Here is a 20,097-nt window from a genome sequence, read left to right as displayed (position 1 = left end):
CCGCATTTATTTTCAATTACTTCAAATTACGCTTCTGATACTCGCCCGCCGCCTTCACAAAACCGGCGAACAGGGCGTGGCCATCACGGGGAGTCGAGGTGAACTCCGGGTGGAACTGCGCGGCCACGAACCAGGGGTGATCCGGGATCTCGATGATTTCCACCAGCTTCTTGTCGGCGGAGAGACCGGTCACCTTCAGGCCTGCCGCTTCAATCTGCGGCAGCAACTTGTTGTTCACTTCGTAACGATGACGGTGGCGCTCGTAAATGGTCGGGCTGCCGTACATCTGGCGCACCTTGGAGTCTTCCACCAGGTGGCAGAGCTGGGAACCCAGACGCATGGTGCCACCCAGATCGGACTTCTCGGTCCGGGTCTCGACGTTGCCTTCATCATCCACCCACTCGGTGATAAGGCCGACGACCGGATAGGCGCAATCTTTCTTGAATTCGGAGGAGTGAGCCCCTTCCATGCCCGCCACGTTGCGGGCGTATTCGATCAGGGCGACCTGCATGCCGAGGCAGATGCCCAGGTAGGGGATCTTGTTCTCGCGGGCATACTTGGCGGCCAGGATCTTGCCTTCCACGCCGCGCTCGCCGAAGCCGCCCGGCACCAGGATCGCATCCAGACCTTCCAGCAGCTCGGCGCCACGGGTCTCGATGTCCTGGGAATCGATGTACTTGATGTTGACGGAGAGACGGGTCTTCAGGCCACCGTGCTTGAGCGCCTCGTTCACGGACTTGTAGGCGTCCGGCAGGGAGACGTACTTGCCGACCATGCCGATGGTCACTTCCGCAGTCGGGTTGGCCTCTTCATAGATGACCTGTTCCCACTCGGCCAGATCCGCTTCCTTGCACTCGATGCCGAAGCGTTCGGTGATGTAGCCGTCCAGCCCCTGGGATTTCAGCAGCGCCGGGATCTTGTAGATGGAGTCGACGTCCTTCATGGAGATGACGGCGCGCTCGGGCACGTTGCAGAACAGGGCGATCTTGGCGCGCTCGTTGGCCGGAATGGCGCGATCGGAGCGGCAGATCAGCACGTCCGGCTGGATACCGATGGAGAGCAGCTCCTTCACGGAGTGCTGGGTCGGCTTGGTCTTCACCTCGCCGGCAGCGGCCAGGTAGGGAACCAGGGTCAGGTGCATGAACATGGCGTTGTTGCGACCCACGATGGCCGCCAGCTGACGAATGGCTTCGAGGAACGGCAGGGACTCGATGTCGCCCACTGTGCCGCCCACCTCGACGATGGCGACCTGGTGGCCTTCGGCACCGGCAATCACCCGCTCCTTGATGGCGTTGGTGATGTGCGGGATGACCTGGATGGTGGCGCCCAGATAGTCGCCACGACGCTCCTTGCGCAGCACGTCAGCGTAAATGCGGCCAGTGGTGAAGTTGTTGCGGCGGGTCATCTTGGTGCGGATGAAACGCTCGTAGTGGCCCAAGTCCAGATCGGTCTCGGCCCCGTCCTCGGTCACGAACACTTCACCGTGCTGGGTCGGGCTCATGGTGCCCGGATCCACGTTGATATAGGGGTCCAGTTTCATGATGGTCACATCCAGACCACGGGCTTCCAGAATGGCTGCCAGAGAAGCTGCGGCAATGCCTTTGCCGAGGGATGAAACAACGCCACCAGTCACAAAAATATATTTGGTCGTCATGCTGAACCTGAAAGAAGTTTAGGGAATTTTAAGGGGTGCTTCGGGGATGAAGCAGGACGGGGAAACAGTATACCAAAACCCCCACTCCCAAACAATGAACAAAAATCTATCAGGCTCCCCGCCCCCCCGTCTTGCGCCAAATCAACTTTGCTCGGATTCTTTGGTTCCGTCCCGGATGACATCCGGTTTCTGCAGGGGCAATCCACCATTCCCGCGCTGTCAACTCTGCTCGGTTTCCTTGGCCTTGGACCAGGCGGCGTCCAGCTTCTCCAGGGAGCAATCCGTCATTTTCAGCCCTTCCGCGGCAATAAACTGCTCAACCTGACGAAAACGACGCTCGAACTTGGCGTTGGCGGCCCGCAGCACCTGCTCGGGATCCTTGCCCAGATGGCGCACCAGGTTGACGGTGGCAAACAGCAGGTCGCCGAGCTCGTCGCTCACCCGTGCCTCGTCCACGTCCGCCATCAGCGCCTCTTCCATCACCTCGTCGATCTCCTCGTGGATCTTGTCCACCACGGGGCCCAGGGTCTTCCAGTCGAAGCCGACGGTGGCGCAGCGCTTCTGGATCTTGGCGGCCCGGGTCAGGGCCGGCAGCGAGAGGGGAATGTCATCCAGCACGCTCGCTTTGTCGAGGGCGGCGCGCTCTCTGGCCTTTTCCGCCTCCCAGTTCGCCTTCACCGCCTGCTCGTCGCCAAGGTCGGCGTCAGAGAAGACGTGAGGATGGCGGCGAATGAGCTTCTCGCTCACGGTGTCGACGATGTCGGCGAAATCGAACAGCCCCTGCTCCTTGCCGAGCTGGGCGTAGAACACCACCTGGAACAGAAGATCCCCGAGCTCGCCCTTCAACCCCTGCCAATCCTGGGTCTCGATGGCGTCGGCCACCTCATAGGCCTCCTCCAGAGTGTGGGGCACTATGGTCTGGAAGCTCTGCTTGAGATCCCAGGGACAACCCCCGTCCGGGTCGCGCAGGCGGGCCATGATGTCGAGCAGTTGGGGCAGGTCGTAGCGTTGGGACATGGGCAACTCACTTTCGATTCGGTAAATGGGGTTCATCAAATTAGGTCCCGCAACTGCTCCACATGATGTGGAGCCATGGCGGCAGGAGATGGGGCACGTGATATCCGTCTTCAATGCGCTACAGAGAGGGCGAAAATGCAGACCGACCACTGGGGCCGGTCGATTGAGCATTACAGCCGCTTGGCGCTGATCACGTCGTTGAGCTGGCTGAGCTTGGCCAGGGCCCGGTTGAAGGCGTTGATGTTGTAGATCTCCAGCTCCATGTCTATTTCGGCGGTCTGCTCGCGCACGTTGGAGCGCGAGCGCACCCCCATCACGTTGATCTTCTCGTTGGCGAGCACGGTCGTGATGTCGCGCAGCAGGCCGGATCTGTCGTTGGAGAGGATGCGGATGGTGAGGCCGTAGCCGCCGGAGTAGTTTTCCCCCCAGACAGCATCGATCAGCCGCTCCGGGTTGCGACGCGACAGCTCCTTGAGCTGCTCGCAATCCTCCCGGTGGATGGAGACACCCCGACCCATGGTGATGAAGCCCTGGATGGCGTCCCCCGGGATGGGCTGGCAGCAGCGGGCTATATGAGTCATCAGATTGCCGACCCCCTCGACCACGATGTGGTCCTTGGGCTTGGGACGGAACGGCACGTTGGCCTTCTGCTCCAGCTTCTCCAGCAGCCGGCGATCCTCTTCCTCGGCGGTCGGCTTGTTGTAGCGGGTGTCCAGGTAGTTGAGCAGCTGGTTGATGCGGATGTCGCCGCTGCCGATACCGGCCAGCAGGTCCTCCAGCTCCTCGGCGTGGAAGCGTTCCAGCACCACCTTGTCCACCTTGGAGAGGGTCAGGTTGTGCCTGTCCAGCTCCTTCTCCAGCAACTCCTTGCCGGCGGCGATGTTCTTGTCCCGATCCAGCTTCCTGAACCAGGTGGCCACCTTGGCCCGCGCCCGGCTGGAGCGCAGGAAGCCGGCGTTCGGATTCATCCAGTCGCGGCTCGGGTTCGGCTCCTTCTGGGTGATCACCTCCACCTGATCGCCGGTCTGCAGCGTATAGGTGAAGGGCACGATGCGACCGTCTATCTTGGTGCCGATGCAGCGGTGGCCGATCATGCTGTGCACGTGATAGGCGAAGTCGAGCGGCGTGGCGCCCGCCGGCAGGTCGATGACGTCCCCCTTGGGGGTGAACACATAGACCCTGTCCTCGAACACCTGGCTGCGCAGATCGTCCAGCAATGATCCGCTCTCGGAGAGATCCTCCTGCCAGGCGAGGAGCTTGCGCAGCCACTCGATCTTGTCTTCGAAGGTGTTGGTCTTGGTAGCCGCCTGGGCCCCTTCCTTGTAGCGCCAGTGGGCGGCGACGCCGAGCTCCGCGTCCTGATGCATCTGCTCGGTGCGGATCTGGATCTCCACCGTCTTGCCCTCTTCCCCCACCACCACGGTGTGGATGGACTGGTAGCCGTTGGGCTTGGGGTTGGCGACATAGTCGTCAAATTCGCGGGGGATATGGTGGAAGTGGGTGTGGACTATGCCGAGCGCCGCGTAGCAATCCTGCAGCCGCTTGGTGATCACCCGCACCGCGCGCACGTCGAACAGCTCGTTGAACTCGAGGTGCTTCTTCTGCATCTTGCGCCAGATGCTGTAGATGTGTTTCGGCCGGCCGTAGACCTCGGCCTCCACCCCCGCCTCCTTCAGGGCATCCCGCAGGGTTTGCACGAAGTCGCGGATGTAACGCTCCCGATCGAGACGTTTCTCGTCGAGTTGCTTGGCGATCTGCTTGTAGGTGTCCGGATGCAGGTAGCGGAAGGCGAGATCCTCCAGCTCCCACTTGAGCTGGCCGATGCCGAGGCGGTTCGCGAGCGGCGCATAGATGTTGGTGATCTCCTGGGCCATCAGCACCCGGGTCTCTTCATCGGCCTTCTTCGCCTCCCGCAGGCAGGCGATGCGCTCCGCCAGCTTGATCACCACGGCGCGCACATCCTCCACCATGGCGAGCAGCATGCGGCGCACGTTGTCGACCTGTTCCGGGGAGGTTTCGCTGCGGTGCAGGGTCTGCAGGGAGCGGATGGCCTCCATCTCCAGCACCCCTTCCACCAGCTTGGCGATCTTGGCGCCGAAGTCCTCGTTCACCTTTTCCTGGCTGATGAGGCCCGCTTCGACGAAGGGGTAGAGAATGGCGGCCTTGAGGGTGGCGAGATCCATGCTGAGCATCAGCAGTATGCCCACCATCTCGACGCCGCGCACCAGCAAGCGGTTGGTGAGCACCTCGTCACCCAGCGTCAGACAGTACTGGTAAACGGTTCGCAGCTGATTCTTGTCACTTTCACTTAAGGAGAGGGAACTGACCCACTCCTCCAGGGTGAAATTGTCTTTCAAATGAATATCGCGCACCGCAACCATGGTATCAATCCTTAAAAGTGTGGGGCCGAAAGCCGATGCCTTCCCTACCCCTCATCAGCTGATGACTGCCTCAAATGGGGATGTACGGGCGAGTTTTCAAGGCATGCCGCCGTGCAAGGCAGCAGGGCTCTCCCCCACATCCGGTCCATTTTTGAAGATCTAGATTACCCTAATCACTCCCGCTCAAACAGCGCTGCGGCCATCGGAAAACCAATGCCGCCGCTTCTCCCTCCTGCCCCGGGGCACGGCACAAACGTCCGTTCCCCCCAGTTCAAACAGCACCATGGACTCCAGGTGGCCGCTGCTTGGGAACATCCATTTACTTCCGTTCGAACAGTGCCATGGATTCCAGATGCCCCGTGTGGGGGAACATGTCCAGCATCCCCAGCCGGGTCAACCGATAGCCCCCCTGCACCAGCACCCGGCTGTCCCGGGCCAGGGTGACGGGGTTGCAGGAGACATAGACCACCCGTTTCGGTGCAAGTGCCACCACGTGGCTCATCACCTCCAGGGCGCCGGGCCTCGCCGGATCCAGCAGGACCAGGTCAAATCCCTCCCGCGCCCAGGACATGCCGACGATGTCGCCACTCAAGTCCGCCTTGTAGAAGCGGGCATTGGTGATGCCGTTGCGGCGGGCGTTCTCCTCGGCGCGGGCCACCATGGCCAGCTCCCCCTCGACCCCCACCACTTCCCGGGCCTGACGGGCCAGCGGCAGGGTGAAGTTGCCGATGCCGCAGAAGAGATCCAGCACCTTGTCGTCCCGGGTCGCCCCGAGCCAGGCCAGCGCCTGCTCGACCATGCGCTGGTTGATGGGGCCATTGACCTGGATGAAGTCACCGGGGGCAAATGCAAGAGACAGGCCATCCAGTGTGTAATCGAGTGCAAATTGCTGGCGCAGGGGTTCGATGCGATCGTCCGCCGCCTGCAGATAGAGGTCGATCCCTTGCGCTTGCGCGAATTCGATCAGCAGGGCGCGATCCGCCTCGTTGGGACGGCCCGTGTGGCGCAGCAGCATCATGATGCCCTGCTCGGCCTGGATGAGCTCGGCGTGACCCAGCTCGCGCTGGCTCTTGAGACGGTTGAGGCAGTCCCGCAGCGGCGCGATGAGGGCCGAGAGCGGCGCGGCCAGCACCGGGCAGCCGGCAATCTCCACCAGATCGTTCGATTGACGACGGCGGAAACCCACCCGGGTGCAGCGGCCGTTCTTGTCAAACTTGATGGCCAGCCGGCAGACCCGGCGGTAGGCGCGAGACTCCCCCGTCAGCACGGGATCCAGTGCCGGGGCCTGGATGTTGCCGAGGCGCTCGAACAGGCTGACCAGACCGGCCTCCTTGACCGCCTGCTGATCCGCCTCACCAAGGTGCTGGGCGCTGCAACCTCCACACTCGCGATAGTGGTCGCAGAAGGGGGCGATGCGATTGGCTGCCGGGGTCAGCACCTGCTGCAGGGCACCGTGGGCATAGTGCTTCTTGTCGTCGATGATGCGGGCCTGGATCCGCTCGCCGGGCAGCGCCCCCTCGACGAAGATCGCCTTGCCCTGATGACGGCCGACACCGACACAGTGGTGATCCAGACTGTCTATCGTAAATTCAATACGTTGGGGCTGGGTGGATTTCTTTTGGGGCTTGAAAAACTGGGCCATAAAACTTGGTGCCTATAGGTGGCTATGTCATGATTGTGGAATCTGCGGCAGACCATTGTCCCACAAGAATAATCGTATGACCAAGTACGGCCTGAGTGCCCGAGCCGCGGCATCCGCCCCATCGCCCATTCTGACCAAAAGTGGCCCATTGATATGACCGGATACGGCCTGAGACCCCGTACAGCGACATCGCCTGTATTGCCTGCCCGACCCCTCCGCCGGCACGCCCCCGGGGCGATGACCTTGTTCCCCCTTGCCGCCGGTTTGCCAGCATGACCAAGTATGGCCTCAGAGCCCGTGTGCTGGCCTTTACCATCTTGCCGACCCTGATCATCGGCGGCCTGATCGCCGGTTACTTTACCTTCCATCGCTACCATCAGCTGGAAAACAACCTGATCGATCAGGGCATCAACATCATAGAGCCGCTGGCCATCGCCAGCGAATACGGGATGACCCAGCACAGCCGCGAGTCCCTCAAGCGGTTGATCGGGCTCACCCATCGCAAGAACTCGCCCTTCATCAAGTCCATCGCCGTCTTCACCCAGGACAACCAGCTCTTCGTCACCTCCAATTACCATCGGGACTTCAGCCAGTTGCGCCTGCCGGACGGCAGCGTCATCCCGGCCCTGACCAGCGTCTCCTTCAATGGCGATGACATCATCTTGCGCACCCCCATCCAGGCCGAGACCAGCCTGGACGGTTTCCCGCTGCCAAGCGATCTGGAGCCACCCGTCATCGGCTACATCTCCATGCAGCTCGCCACGGACAGGGCCATCGTCCTGCAGTATCGCGACGCCTTCTTCGCCGTGGTCATCGTGCTCATCGGTCTGGCTATCAGCACCTTGTTCGGCTTTCGTCTGGTCAAGAGCGTGACCCAGCCCATCACCGACATGGTGCAGGCGGTGCACCGAATCCGGGAGGGGCGGCTCGACACCCGGGTCAGCGGCCAACTCACCGGCGAGCTGGACATGCTGAAAAACGGCATCAACGCCATGGCAAAGGCGCTCTCTGAATACCACGAGGAGATGCAGCAGAACATCGATCAGGCCACCTCGGATCTGCGCGAGACGCTGGAACAGATCGAGATCCAGAACGTCGAGCTCGACATGGCGAAGAAGCGCGCCCAGGAGGCGGCCAGGGTCAAGTCCGAGTTCCTCGCCAACATGTCCCACGAGCTGCGCACCCCCCTCAACGGCGTCATCGGCTTCACCCGCCAGCTGCTCAAGACCAGCCTGACCCCGAGCCAGACCGACTACATGCAGACCATAGAGAAGTCGGCGCGCAACCTGCTCGGCATCATCAACGACATCCTCGACTTCTCCAAGCTGGAGGCGGGCAAGCTGCAACTGGAGCATATCCCCTTCAGCCTGCGGGACACCCTCAACGAGACCATGCATCTGCTGGGCCCCAGCGCCCACGACAAGCAGCTCGAGCTCTCCCTGCAGGTGGATGCCGCCGTGCCGGACTACCTCACCGGCGACCCCATGCGCCTGCAGCAGGTGCTCACCAACCTCACCGGCAACGCCATCAAGTTCACCGAGCGCGGCAACGTGGACGTGCGTGTCGAGCAGACCGGCGAATCGAGCAGCAACAAGGTGCGCCTGCGGGTGCTCATTCGCGATACCGGCATCGGCATCTCGGAAGAGCAGCAGCGCCAGCTGTTCCAGGCCTTCAACCAGGCCGACTCGTCGATCTCGCGCCGTTATGGGGGCACCGGCCTCGGGCTCGTCATCACCCAGAAGCTGGTGCAGCAGATGGGGGGGCAGATCCGGTTCGAATCCGAGCTTGGCAAGGGTTCCGTCTTCTCCTTCAACCTGGAGCTGGATGTCTCCCCCCTGCCTCAGACCGAGCGGCTGCCGCTGGATCGCATCCTCGGCAAGCGGGTCTGGCTGCTGGAGCCGGATCCCTTCACCCACGCCTCCCTGCTCGCCCTGCTGGCCGAGTGGCAGCTGGACGTGCACTCCCTGACGGTGGACGAGGAGTGGCCCCAGATGAGCAGCCAGGACATGGTGCTCATCGGCAGCAGCACCCTGCACAGCCCGCAGCAGGTGATTGCCCGCCTCGACGGCCTGGACGGCCAGCAGAACACCATAGTGATGCTCAGCAGCCACGAGCCGTCGCTCTATGACGCCATGCTGGCCCATGGTGCCGTCCACTGCCTCTCCAAACCCATCAACCATCGCAAGCTGCTGCACGCCCTGCTCTCCCCCGAGGCGGCCAGGAGCACGCCGCTGCCCGCGCCGTCGCAGCGCACCGGGCAGGAGATCAAGGTGCAGGCCGTCAAGGTGCTGGCGGTGGATGACAACGCAGCCAACCTCAAGCTCATCGCCGCCATGCTCAAGGAGATGGTGACCGAGGTGGTGGTGTGCAAGAACGGCAAGGAGGCGGTCAACCTGGCCCAGAGCCAGCCGTTCGACATCATCTTCATGGATATCCAGATGCCCGTCATGGACGGCATCAGCGCCACCCAGGCGATCCGCCATCACTCCCTCAACACCGAGACCCCCATAGTCGCGGTGACCGCCCACGCCATCCCGGGCGAGCGGGAGCGGTTGATCCGCCAGGGGATGGATGACTACCTGGCCAAGCCCATCGACGAGGGGATGCTGGCGCAGCTCATCACCGACTTCGCCCACCGGCGCCACCAGAATCACGGAGATCGACAGATAGACTGGGACCTCGCCGTGCGCCAGGCCGCCGGCAAGCAGGCGCTGGCCAAGGAGATGCTGACCATGCTGCTGGCCAGTTTCGACGAAGTGGAGCCCCTGCTGGAGGCGGCCCTGGAAGGGGCAGTCGACGACGCCGAGGTGCTGGCCCAGCTCCACCGCCTCAACGGCGGCTGCGCCTACTCCGGAGTGCCCGGCCTGCAACGCCTGCTCTCCCAGCTCGAGCAGCAGCTGCGGGACGGGGTGCCCGTGAGCGATCTCGAACCCGAGTTGCTGGAGCTGCAGGATGCCCTGGAGCAGGTGAGGCGGGAGGCCCCCCCTTACCTGGCCCTGGCCGACTGAGGCGCTTTTTCTGACTGCGACGCCGGCAGGTGGTAACATCGCGCCGTTTCCACAGGAGTCAACATGACCAACAACGATATTCTGCGCCGCCTGCGCTATGCCCTCAGCATCAGCAACGACCAGATGGTCGAGATCTTCGCCAAGGGCAATCTGGCCATCACCCACGCCCAGCTCCACGGCTGGCTGATGAAGGAGGCGGAAGAGGGCGAGGCACAGGAAGCGGGCTTTGCCGCCTGCCCGGACTCGGCCCTGAGCCAGTTTCTCGACGGCTTCATCGCCCTGCGCCGCGGCGTGCGGGAGGATGCGCCGCCCCAGGTGATCCCGAACCGGATCAACAACAACCTGATCCTGCGCAAGCTGCGCATCGGCCTCAACTACAAGGAAGAGGACATGCTGGGCACCCTCAAGCTCGCGAACTTCAACCTCTCCAAGTCCGAGCTGAGCGCCCTGTTCCGCGCCAGGGATCACAAGCACTATCAGGATTGCGGGGATCAGATCCTGCGCAACTTCCTGATCGGCCTGACCGCCAAGTACAGGTCCGAGCCGTGATCACCGCCCCTGGCAAGGCGCGAGGCTGAGCCATGAGCCGACGCGGCAGGCCGCTGTCCGACCGTCTGCCGGCGGGCGGCGGGGCGTGCCGGCCCCCTGCCAGCCTGCGCTGGCTCTGGTCACTGCCCCTCATCCTGCTGCTCGGCGCCTGCCAGCCCGCCCCCTACCGCCTCGATACCCGGTATGCCAGCGCCAGCCAGAATGACCGCATCGCCTTCCTGATCCTGCACTACACGGATGAGGACGACACCCGCTCCCTGCGCCTCCTGACCGAACCCGAGCACAAGGTGAGCGCCCACTATCTGGTGCCGCGCGATACCGATCAGAGTCCGCTGCCCGTCTACCAGCTGGTGCCCGACAGCCAGCGCGCCTGGCATGCCGGTCGCAGCCGCTGGCATCAGTATGCGGGGCTCAACGCCAGCTCCCTGGGCATAGAGATAGTGAATCTCGGGTATGACGAGACAGAAGCGGCCCTGCCCGCCCACCTGAGACGCTGGCAGCCCTATACCCCGGCCCAGATCGCCGCCGTCGGCGCCCTGGCCCGTGAACTGGTCCGGCGTTACGACATACCGCCGACCCAGGTGCTGGCCCACAGCGACGTCGCCCCCGAGCGCAAGCAGGATCCCGGTCCCCACTTCCCCTGGCGCACGCTGGCCCTGGAGTACGGGGTCGGCGCCTGGCCCGACGAGGCCAGGGTGGCCGAGCTGCGCCAGACGCCACTCCCCGCCTGGGATGCCCTGCAATGGCAGCAGCAGCTGGCCCGATACGGCTATGGCATAGCGCCGAGCGGCGAGTGGGACGAGCAGAGCCGCGCCGCGATGCGCGCCTTCCAGCTCCATTTCCGCCCGGCCCTGATAACCGGAGAGTCGGATGCCGAGTGCCAGGCCATCCTGATGGCGTTGCTGGAGCGCTACTTCCCCGAGCAATAGGCAAGGGCCTGCGGTCTTCGCAGATATGGGGATGCTGGATGCCAACCCCTCTCCTGAGCGACCTGACAGGGCCGGACTGCCCCCTGCACACCAAAGACAACGAGGGACGCCACGGCGTCCCTCGTTGGTTGTCATCGGCAACAGGGCTGAGGTCAGATCCCCTGACGGGCTTCCTGCATCAGCAGGCGCATGTCGCTGACCGCCTTGGCCAGGCCGTCGAAGGCGGCGCGACCTATGATGGCGTGGCCGATGTTGAGCTCATAGAGCTCGGGGATGGCGGCGATGGCCTTGACGTTGTGGTAGTGCAGGCCGTGGCCGGCATTGACCTTGAGCCCCTTGCCGGCAGCATAGGAGGCCCCGGCGGCGATGCGCTTGAACTCGGCGTTGCGCTCGGCATCCGTGGTGGCATCGGCGTAGCGGCCGGTGTGGATCTCGATGAAGGGGGCGCCGCTCTCCGCAGCCGCGTCGATCTGGATGGGGTCGGCATCGATGAAGAGCGACACCTGGGCACCGACGGCGGCCAGGCGGGTCACCGCATCGGTCACCTTGTCCAGCTGGCCGGCCACGTCCAGGCCCCCCTCGGTGGTCACCTCGGTACGCTTCTCCGGCACCAGGCAGACGAAGTGGGGCTTGATGCGGCAGGCGATACCTATCATCTCCTCGGTCACCGCCATCTCCAGGTTCATCCTGGTCTGGATGGTCTGGCGCAGGATCTCCACGTCCCGGTCTGTGATGTGGCGGCGATCTTCCCGCAGGTGCACAGTGATGCCATCGGCCCCGGCCTGCTCGGCCACGAAGGCGGCCTGCACCGGATCCGGGTACTGGGTGCCGCGGGCATTGCGCAGGGTGGCGATATGGTCGATGTTCACGCCCAGGTAGATCTCGCTCATTGCTTAACTCCTTGAAAATACTTCTGTTAACTGTGCGGCTGCCGCCCTGGCGTCAGCCTCGATATCCGTATGTCAGCCTTGCGTGGCTCTGCGTTTTAAAAACAGCTCCCGGCTCTTCAACTGCCGCTTTCCCAGATAGGGCTGCAGTGCCAGCCGGCTGAATCGCTTGGCCGCCTGCAACAGGGGGGGCGTGTCGAAACGCCCCTCGGCGAAGGCCAGCAGGTGGGCGCCGAGGAACAGGGTACGGGGATCCGGCGCCCGCTCGCAAGCGACAAAGCCGAGCTCCCGCTCGAAGCCGTACAGCAGTTCGGGCTGGATCGGCGACTCATCGTCGGCGGCATATTCAAAGTCCACCGCATAACCCAGCGCCTGCAGCAGCAGAAACTCGAAGCGGCGCAGCGGCAGCTCCGGGGTCTCGCCATCCGCCAGGGCCATGATGGCGCGGGCATAGGCGTCGAACACCTCGGGGAAGGGGGTATGCGCTTCCAGCAGGTAGTAGACCAGCTCGTTGAGATAGAGGCCGTAGAAGAGGCGATCGCCGCCGAGACGCAGGGAGTGATCCGGGCACTCCACCTGGGTGAGGTTCTTGAGATCCCCTTTGCCGCGCCAGGCGATGGTGAGCAGGGTGAAGGGCTGCAACAGCCCCTTCAGAGAGGAGCGTGGCCCGCGGGAACCGCGAGCCACTAGGGTGAATCGGCCGCTATCCTGGGTGAAGACCTCGACCAGCTGGCTGGTCTCCCGATAGGGCCGACTGTGGATGACGAAAGCCGGGGTCAGCAATCAGTCATCACCATACCCGAGGCTGCGCAGGGCGCGCTCGTCGTCGGCCCAGCCGGACTTGACCTTGACCCAGAGCTCCAGGTGCACCTTGTTCTGGAACAGTCGCTCCATGTCGAGGCGCGCCTCGGTGCCTATGGTCTTGATCTTCTCGCCCTTGTTGCCGATGACCATCTTCTTCTGGCCGTCGCGCTCCACCAGGATCAGGCCATGGATATGGTAGAGGCCGTTCTCCTCGACCTTGAAGCGTTCGATCTCCACCGTCACCGAGTAGGGCAGCTCCTCACCGGTGAAGCGCATCAGCTTCTCGCGGATGATCTCGGAGGCCATGAAGCGGGAGGAGCGGTCGGTCACGTAGTCTTCCGGGAAGAAGTGCACGTTCTCCGGCAGCAGATCCTTGGCCCACTCGCGGATCTTCTCCACGTTGGTGCCCTTCTCGGCGCTGATGGGCAGGATGTGGGAGAAGGCCATCTGCTGGCCCAGCCACTCCAGGTGGGGCAGCAGGTCTTCCTTTTCCTTGACGTTGTCGATCTTGTTGACCGCCAGCACCACGGGGCACTTGAGGTGGCGCAACTTGCCCAGCACCATCTCGTCGTCCTTGGTCCAGTGGGTGCCGTCCACCACGAACACCACCATGGCCACGTCCCCCAGGGAACTGGTGGCGGCGCGGTTCATCAGGCGGTTGATGGCCCGTTTCTCTTCGATGTGCAGACCCGGGGTGTCCACGTAGATGGTCTGGTAGTTCTCCTCGGTGTCGATCCCCAGGATCCGGTGACGGGTGGTCTGGGGCTTCTTCGAGGTGATGCTGACCTTCTGACCGAGCAGCTTGTTCAGCAGGGTGGACTTGCCCACGTTGGGGCGGCCGACGATGGCGACAAAGCCGCAGTAGGTGCTATCTGTATCCGTCATGACAATCTTTCCAATGCTTGCTGCGCGGCGGCCTGTTCGGCCTTGCGGCGGCTGGTGCCGACCCCGACCAGGGGACCATCCAGACCATCCACTTCGCACTGGACGGTGAACTCCTGGTTGTGGGCTTCGCCCTTGACGTTGGTCACCGTGTAGGTCGGCAGGGATTTGCGGCTGCCCTGCAGGATCTCCTGCAACCGGGTCTTGGGATCCTTCTGCTCGATGCCGGGCTTGATCTCCTCCAGGCGGCTGGCGTACCAGCCGAGCAGGAGGCTGCGCACCCGTTCCAGGTCCGTATCCAGATAGATGGCGCCGATCACCGCCTCGACCGTGTCGGCCAGGATCGACTCGCGGCGAAAACCGCCGCTCTTGAGCTCGCCCGGCCCCAGGATCAGGTGATCCCCTAGGTCGAACTCCCGGCCCAGTTCGGCCAGCGTCTTCTCGCGCACCAGGGTGGCACGCATCCGGCTGAGATCCCCCTCCGCCGCCTGCGGGAAGCGGTGGAAGAGATCGTCGGCAATCACCAGGCTCAGGATGGAGTCTCCCAGGAATTCCAGGCGCTCGTTATGGCGGGAGCCGGCGCTGCGATGGGTCAGTGCCCGGGTCAGCAGCTCAGGTTCCTGAAAGACATGCCCGAGACGGGACTGCAGTCTGTTCATCTTGATATTCATTTACTTGATTCCGCCAATGCGGTTGAAGCGCACACCGGTCGGCACCCAGCTCGGCAAGCTGGAGCCTTCCTCGCGCTCGAATTCGAAACTGATCCAGATGGCGACGGCCTTGCCCACCAGGTTCTGCTCGGGCACGAAGCCCCAGAAACGGCTGTCGGTGCTGTTGTCGCGGTTGTCGCCCATCACGAAGTAGTGGCCTTCCGGCACCACCCACTCATCCGGGTAGGTACCGGGCTGGCGATAGTAGCGATCCACCAGGTCCGGCATCAGCGGGTTGCGAAGGGTCTCGTGAGAAACCTCGCCCAGCTGCTCGGTGTAGCGATCCAGCGGGATCCCCATCTGGCTGAATTCGCCACGCTGCTCGAACTTGACGTCCAGCTTCTCGAAGCCCGGGCAGGTTTTCCCTTCCTGTTCATCGCGGCTCTCTTCCACACAGCGCGGCCGTATCATCAGCTCCTTGTTGCGATAGATGACCCTATCCCCCGGCATGCCGACCACCCGCTTGATGTAGTCCACCCGGGTATCCAGCGGATACTTGAAGACCACCACGTCGCCGCGCTCAGGGGAGCCGGTCTCGAGGAACTTGGTGTTGGTCACCGGATCCTTGAGGCCGTAGGCGAACTTCTCCACCAGAATGAAGTCGCCCACCAGCAGGGTGGGCATCATGGAGCCGGACGGGATCTGGAACGGCTCGAAGATGAAGGAGCGCAGGATCAGCACCAGGGCGATGACAGGGAAGACCCCGCCGGTCTGTTCGATCCAGACCGGCATGGGGGCCACCTTGGCCAGGGTCTTCTCGTCCACGCCCGGGCCGGCGCTGGCACGAGCGGCCGCGATCTTGGCCGCCCGCTGTTTGGCCCAGACCAGCTTGTCGACGGTCCAGATGATGCCGGTCAGTACGGTGACGACGACGAGGATCAGGGAAAAGGTGCTTGCCATCGATTAGTCCTTTCCGACATGGAGGATCGCGAGGAAGGCTTCCTGCGGCACGTCGACACGGCCGAGGGACTTCATCCGCTTCTTGCCTTCTTTCTGCTTGTTCAGCAGCTTCTTCTTACGGCTCACGTCGCCACCGTAGCACTTGGCGGTCACGTCCTTGCGCAGGGCCTTGACCGTGCTGCGGGCGATGATCTGGTTGCCGATGGCGGCCTGGATGGCGATGTCGAACATCTGGCGCGGGATCAGCTCGCGCATCTTCTCCACCACCTGGCGACCGCGATACTGGGCGTTCTCCTTGTGGGTGATGATGGCCAGGGCGTCGACCCGCTCGCCGTTGATCATGATGTCGAGACGCACCATGTCGGAAGTCTCGAAGCGCTTGAAGCCGTAGTCCAGGGAGGCATAGCCGCGGCTGGTGGACTTCAGGCGGTCGAAGAAGTCGAGCACCACTTCCGCCATGGGGATCTCGTAGGTCAGCGCCACCTGGTTGCCGTGGTAGACCATGTTGGTCTGCACGCCGCGCTTCTCGATGCACAGGGTGATGACGTTGCCCATGTACTCCTGCGGCAGCAGGATGTGACACTCGGCGATGGGCTCGCGCATCTCCTTGATGCTGTTGATGGCGGGCATCTGGGCCGGGCTGTCGATGTGGATGGTGGTGCCGTCGGTCTGCTCTATCTCGTAGACCACGGTCGGCGCCGTGGTTATCAGATCCAGATCGTACTCACGCTCCAGACGCTCCTGGATGATCTCCATGTGCAGCATGCCGAGGAAGCCGCAGCGGAAGCCGAAGCCCAGGGCGGTGGAGCTCTCCGGCTCGTAGAACAGGGAGGCGTCGTTGAGGGAGAGCTTCTCCAGCGCATCGCGGAACGCTTCATAGTCATCGCTGGAGATGGGGAACAGGCCCGCGTAGACCTGTGGCTTGACCTTCTTGAAGCCCGCCAGCGGCTTGTCGGCGCCGTGCTTGGCCAGGGTCAGGGTATCGCCCACCGGGGCGCCGTGGATGTCCTTGATGCCGCAGACGACCCAACCCACCTCGCCACAGCCCAGGCCGTCGGTGTCCACCTGCTTGGGTGTGAAGATGCCGATGCGATCCACACCCCAGGTCTGGCCAGTGCTCATCACCTTGATCTTGTCGTTCTTCTTGAGGGAACCGTTCTTGATCCGCACGAGCGACACGACCCCCAGGTAGGAGTCGAACCAGGAGTCGATGATCAGCGCCTGCAGCGGCGCATCGGGGTCCCCCTCCGGGGCCGGGATGCGGGCGACGATCTCTTCGAGTACCAGGTCCACCCCCAGGCCCGTCTTGGCGGAGCAGCGCACCGCGTCGATCGCGTCGATGCCGACGATATCCTCGATCTCCTCCGCCACCCGTTCGGGCTCGGCGGCCGGCAGGTCGATCTTGTTCAGCACCGGCACCACTTCCAGATCCATTTCCATGGCGGTGTAGCAGTTGGCCAGAGTCTGTGCCTCAACCCCCTGACCGGCATCCACCACCAGCAGAGCCCCTTCACAGGCAGCCAGGGAGCGAGAAACCTCGTAGGAGAAATCCACGTGGCCCGGGGTGTCGATAAAGTTCAGCTGATAGGTGTTACCGTCTTGTGCCTGGTAGTTCAGGGTCACACTCTGTGCCTTGATGGTAATGCCGCGCTCGCGCTCCAGATCCATGGAGTCCAGCACCTGGGCCTGCATCTCGCGGTCGGACAGGCCGCCGCAAGTCTGGATCAGACGGTCCGACAGGGTCGACTTACCGTGGTCGATGTGCGCAATAATCGAAAAGTTACGAATGTGTTTCATCGAGCAAGAATCACTCAAAATTAAGTTAGGGTCGGATATGAGGGCAGGATTTTACTGGATAACCCGGTCGACGGCCAATCTTTAGTCGGCGGGCACCAGAAATAGCGCCTTGTCTGGCGGGCTTCCGGCACCAAGGTGGCGGCGCCAGCGCCAGCAGAGGATCCCGCCCCTCAGGAGAGATGGCGGGTCTTGAGCACCACGCCGAGCATGCGGGGGCCATATTCCCCCTGCTCGAGCCGGTCGGAAAAGTAACGAACCAGTAAAAATCCGACTGTGCCGCCCAGCAGGCAGCTGAGGATGGTGACCCCTTCCCCCGCCGACAAGAGCGGTGCCAACCAGAGCTGGCCGATCAGGGCGCCGAGCAGCAAACAAAAGAGTGGTAGCACATAGACCAGGGCGGCCCCGCGCAGGATGCTGGCCTGGGGGATGCCGAGACGGATCTGCTGGCCCACAGCCACTTCGCCGGTGAGGGCGACCCGCAATCGCTGCGCCTTCATGGGAAAAGCCTTGGCGACGGTCCCGGTGCCGCAGCTGGACTGCTGATGGCAACCGCTGCAGGCGGAGCGACGCTCGCACTCCACCCAGGCATAGGGCCCCTCGATGGCGACCACGGTCGCCAGCTCTTCGCTCATGTTACTCACCAGGTGACTCCAGACGGGTGGCAATGGGTTTATCCGATCTCAGCACGCCAGCCCGGGTTCGGCAAGTGTCGCACTCACGCCTCACTGCACCGCCTCGTTGCGGGTCAGGGGCTGCACCGACTCGGCGATGCGTTTGGCGGTCTCGGCAGGCACCTCGCCGACCACGGTGATCTCCACGCCGACCTCGTTGACATAGCTCACCAGCGAGGTGGCGCCCTGACGGATCAGTTGCTGGCGCACCGCCTGCTTGGGGTCGACCCGGGCGACGTAGACGGAGAGATCCACCAGACCGTCCGAAAGCATCATGTAATCCACCGGCAGACTGGTACTGACCAGCTGGTGCCTGTCCTGGGAGAGTACCTTGAACCCATCCGGCAGCCAGGTCAGGTGCCAGTTGAGGGTCTGCTGGGGCGTGGGATAGGCATCTTCCAGCGCCAGCGCCTCGGGCAGCTGGCTCTTGGCCAGGGTCACCAGCCAGGGGGCCGGGGCAGACTGCTTGTCCAGATCCACTCCCAGCACCTGCTCCACCAGGTTGCCTTCCCGATCCACCATGTCCACCCTAAGCAGCAGATGGCTCTGTTCGTCGATCCAGAGCACGAAGCCGTACTTGTCTGCCTCCTTGGGCACCAGCCTGACGACCTGGGCCACCAGGCCGGCCACCCGGCTGCGTCCGGCCAGCACGGGGTCATAGCTCTCCAGCACCCGGGGCAGCGGCATCTTCACCAGGCTCGACCAGACCCCGGGGAAGCGCGCTCCCTTGAGGGTGTAGGGCTCGTGGGTGTTCTCGAAGAAGGTGTACTCGTTCTGGCGCTGCAGGTACTCCACCGCCTTGCCATCGAGATAGCTGAGGTGGGCCACCTCCTTGCCATCGATCACGCCGTGGCTGAAACGGATGGGCTCAAGCCGGCCCTGTCTGGCCTTGACCATGGACAATTCGAAGTTCTGTTGCGAAACGGCACTCTGCATCTGCTGCAACAAGGCCTCGGCCGACAGATCGTCGGCCGAGGCCTTGGCACAAGTCAACAGGAGAGAGGCCAGCAGAATGAGGCTGGACTGGCGCACGATCTGATCCCTAAAAATGCGTTATTCCTGAATCTGCTTGTCTTGCAGCAGACGTTGTTGCAATTGATGGTCGCGCAGGAAGGCATTGATCCGCTCGCGCTGTTCCTGCATCTGCTGCTCGCTCAAGCCTTGCTGACGCACGCCGGCCCGGCTGCCGTCCTGGGGGTAGTGCACGCTCACCGGGGCCGCGCTACCGCCGACCGGAATGGTGTTGAGCACCGGGTTGCTGGGGACACCATCCTGGCCCTGATACTGCTGCACCCCGAAGATGACGGCGGCAGCCACGGAGGCGGCAATGGCATACTGTCCCATTTGCTGACCGAACCGGCGAACCAGGGGCACTACCTTGCCAGCCGTCTTCACCGCAGGTGCGGCGGGCTGGGCCGGCTTGGGCGCCAATATGGCCGGTTCGTCTTCCAGCGCCAGCATGATGCTGTCGCTGAGATCCAGTTGCAGATTGACCGGCAGGTCTCCCCGCATGGCATCACCGATCAGATGGTAACGCGCCCAGGTATCTTGCAGAGCGGGATCCGTTCCCAGCTCTTTCAGAACCTCTATCTCGCTGAGGTCACCATCCATCAGGGCTGAAAGTTGCTCTTTATTTGCCATAAGTTTGCCTGTCTTTCCCCAGTTAATGCTCGATCAGAGGTTGCAACCTTTTATCGATTGCTTCCCTCGCCCGGAAGATGCGGGATCTCACCGTACCCACAGGGCAATCCATGATCTCCGCAATCTCCTCGTAGCTCAGCCCTTCCATTTCGCGAAGGGTGATCGCCGTTCTCAAATCTTCGGGCAGGGCTTCTATGGCGGTAAACACGGTGCGCTTGATCTCGTCGGTCAGCGCCAGGTTTTCCGGGGTGGCCACCTCTTGCAGGGCTTCACCACCACCATAGTATTCAGCCTCATCCGCTTCGACATCACTGCTGGGCGGTCTGCGCCCCTGTGACGTCAGGTAATTTTTGGCCGTGTTGACGGCGATTCGGTACAACCAGGTGTAAAACGCGCTCTCGCCACGGAATGTCGGCAGCGCACGATAAGCCTTGATGAAGGCCTCTTGCGCCACATCCGGTACATCGCCCGGATTGTTGACATACCTGGCCACCAGGTTGACCACCTTGTGCTGGTATTTGCGTACCAACAGGTTGAATGCATTCTTATCGCCACGCTGGACCCGTTCAACCAGCTGTTCGTCCAGTAGATTCTGGTCGCTCATCAGAGCCGTAAAACCCCCATC

General features: G+C 63.0%; 17 protein-coding genes. 3 read left to right on the top strand and 14 right to left on the bottom strand.

All coding sequences use genetic code 11. From position 1 onward, the window contains the following. Nucleotides 1-16: 16 nt before the first annotated feature. The 4 genes from pyrG to rlmD form a co-directional block, all read right to left on the bottom strand. Entirely contained in the window at nucleotides 17-1,654 is a 1,638-nt protein-coding gene (gene pyrG, locus R2B70_RS03300; RefSeq protein WP_041211063.1) for a glutamine hydrolyzing CTP synthase, read from the bottom strand. A 219-nt stretch (nucleotides 1,655-1,873) separates the two neighbouring features. Then, nucleotides 1,874-2,671 carry a nucleoside triphosphate pyrophosphohydrolase gene (gene mazG / locus R2B70_RS03295; protein WP_209794065.1) on the bottom strand — a complete coding sequence of 266 codons (798 nt, stop codon included), beginning with the start codon at nucleotides 2,669-2,671 and terminating at the stop codon, nucleotides 1,874-1,876. A gap of 170 nt (nucleotides 2,672-2,841) precedes the next feature. Next, on the bottom strand, nucleotides 2,842-5,052 hold the full coding sequence (gene relA / locus R2B70_RS03290) for a GTP diphosphokinase (protein ID WP_318162627.1): 2,211 nt from the start codon (nucleotides 5,050-5,052) through the stop codon (nucleotides 2,842-2,844). Between the two features lie 319 nt (nucleotides 5,053-5,371). Next, complete coding sequence (gene rlmD, locus R2B70_RS03285) at nucleotides 5,372-6,694, bottom strand: 23S rRNA (uracil(1939)-C(5))-methyltransferase RlmD (protein WP_209794064.1); 1,323 nt, start codon at nucleotides 6,692-6,694, stop codon at nucleotides 5,372-5,374. A 272-nt stretch (nucleotides 6,695-6,966) separates the two neighbouring features. On the opposite strand from rlmD, the gene barA reads away from it, so the two are divergent. From barA to R2B70_RS03270, 3 genes are all read left to right on the top strand, one after another. Beyond that, nucleotides 6,967-9,702: a two-component sensor histidine kinase BarA gene (gene barA / locus R2B70_RS03280; protein WP_318162626.1), complete on the top strand. Its 2,736-nt coding sequence runs from the start codon at nucleotides 6,967-6,969 to the stop codon at nucleotides 9,700-9,702. Nucleotides 9,703-9,765: 63 nt separating this feature from the next. Then, the gene (locus R2B70_RS03275) at nucleotides 9,766-10,251 is read left to right on the top strand and encodes a DUF1456 family protein (protein WP_042077205.1); all 486 of its coding nucleotides are present in this window, start codon (nucleotides 9,766-9,768) and stop codon (nucleotides 10,249-10,251) included. Nucleotides 10,252-10,283: 32 nt separating this feature from the next. Further along, nucleotides 10,284-11,180 carry an N-acetylmuramoyl-L-alanine amidase gene (locus R2B70_RS03270; RefSeq protein ID WP_318162625.1) on the top strand — a complete coding sequence of 299 codons (897 nt, stop codon included), beginning with the start codon at nucleotides 10,284-10,286 and terminating at the stop codon, nucleotides 11,178-11,180. A 152-nt stretch (nucleotides 11,181-11,332) separates the two neighbouring features. Here R2B70_RS03270 and pdxJ read toward each other — a convergent pair whose 3' ends face one another. The 10 genes from pdxJ to rpoE form a co-directional block, all read right to left on the bottom strand. After that, on the bottom strand, nucleotides 11,333-12,070 hold the full coding sequence (gene pdxJ / locus R2B70_RS03265) for a pyridoxine 5'-phosphate synthase (protein ID WP_042077208.1): 738 nt from the start codon (nucleotides 12,068-12,070) through the stop codon (nucleotides 11,333-11,335). 72 nt (nucleotides 12,071-12,142) lie between these two features. Then, the gene (gene recO / locus R2B70_RS03260; RefSeq protein WP_318162624.1) at nucleotides 12,143-12,850 is read right to left on the bottom strand and encodes a DNA repair protein RecO; all 708 of its coding nucleotides are present in this window, start codon (nucleotides 12,848-12,850) and stop codon (nucleotides 12,143-12,145) included. Then, nucleotides 12,851-13,756 carry a GTPase Era gene (gene era, locus R2B70_RS03255; protein WP_209794061.1) on the bottom strand — a complete coding sequence of 302 codons (906 nt, stop codon included), beginning with the start codon at nucleotides 13,754-13,756 and terminating at the stop codon, nucleotides 12,851-12,853. After that, nucleotides 13,753-14,424, bottom strand: a complete 672-nt coding sequence (gene rnc, locus R2B70_RS03250; RefSeq protein WP_042077212.1) for a ribonuclease III — start codon at nucleotides 14,422-14,424, stop codon at nucleotides 13,753-13,755. Before rnc ends, era begins: the two co-directional genes overlap by 4 nt. Beyond that, a complete protein-coding gene (gene lepB, locus R2B70_RS03245) occupies nucleotides 14,425-15,363 on the bottom strand; it encodes a signal peptidase I (protein ID WP_318162623.1) in 939 nt (312 codons plus the stop codon). Between the two features lie 3 nt (nucleotides 15,364-15,366). Further along, nucleotides 15,367-17,160 (bottom strand): translation elongation factor 4, encoded by a 1,794-nt coding sequence (gene lepA, locus R2B70_RS03240; RefSeq protein WP_042077214.1) that lies wholly within the window; start codon nucleotides 17,158-17,160, stop codon nucleotides 15,367-15,369. A gap of 170 nt (nucleotides 17,161-17,330) precedes the next feature. Further along, nucleotides 17,331-17,792, bottom strand: coding sequence for a SoxR reducing system RseC family protein (locus tag R2B70_RS03235; protein ID WP_209794120.1), 462 nt, complete (start codon nucleotides 17,790-17,792; stop codon nucleotides 17,331-17,333). Nucleotides 17,793-17,882: 90 nt separating this feature from the next. Continuing rightward, nucleotides 17,883-18,863, bottom strand: coding sequence for a MucB/RseB C-terminal domain-containing protein (locus R2B70_RS03230; RefSeq protein WP_042077216.1), 981 nt, complete (start codon nucleotides 18,861-18,863; stop codon nucleotides 17,883-17,885). Between the two features lie 21 nt (nucleotides 18,864-18,884). After that, nucleotides 18,885-19,472: a sigma-E factor negative regulatory protein gene (locus R2B70_RS03225; protein WP_042077217.1), complete on the bottom strand. Its 588-nt coding sequence runs from the start codon at nucleotides 19,470-19,472 to the stop codon at nucleotides 18,885-18,887. Between the two features lie 22 nt (nucleotides 19,473-19,494). Beyond that, on the bottom strand, nucleotides 19,495-20,076 hold the full coding sequence (rpoE, locus tag R2B70_RS03220) for an RNA polymerase sigma factor RpoE (protein ID WP_042077219.1): 582 nt from the start codon (nucleotides 20,074-20,076) through the stop codon (nucleotides 19,495-19,497). Between the last annotated feature and the right edge of the window lie 21 nt (nucleotides 20,077-20,097).

This window comes from Aeromonas sp. XH (assembly GCF_033348475.1).
Lineage (GTDB): Bacteria > Pseudomonadota > Gammaproteobacteria > Enterobacterales > Aeromonadaceae > Aeromonas > Aeromonas sanarellii.
The sequence above is the reverse complement of the archived record's forward strand: the minus strand, read 5'-3'. Positions and strand labels throughout refer to the sequence as shown.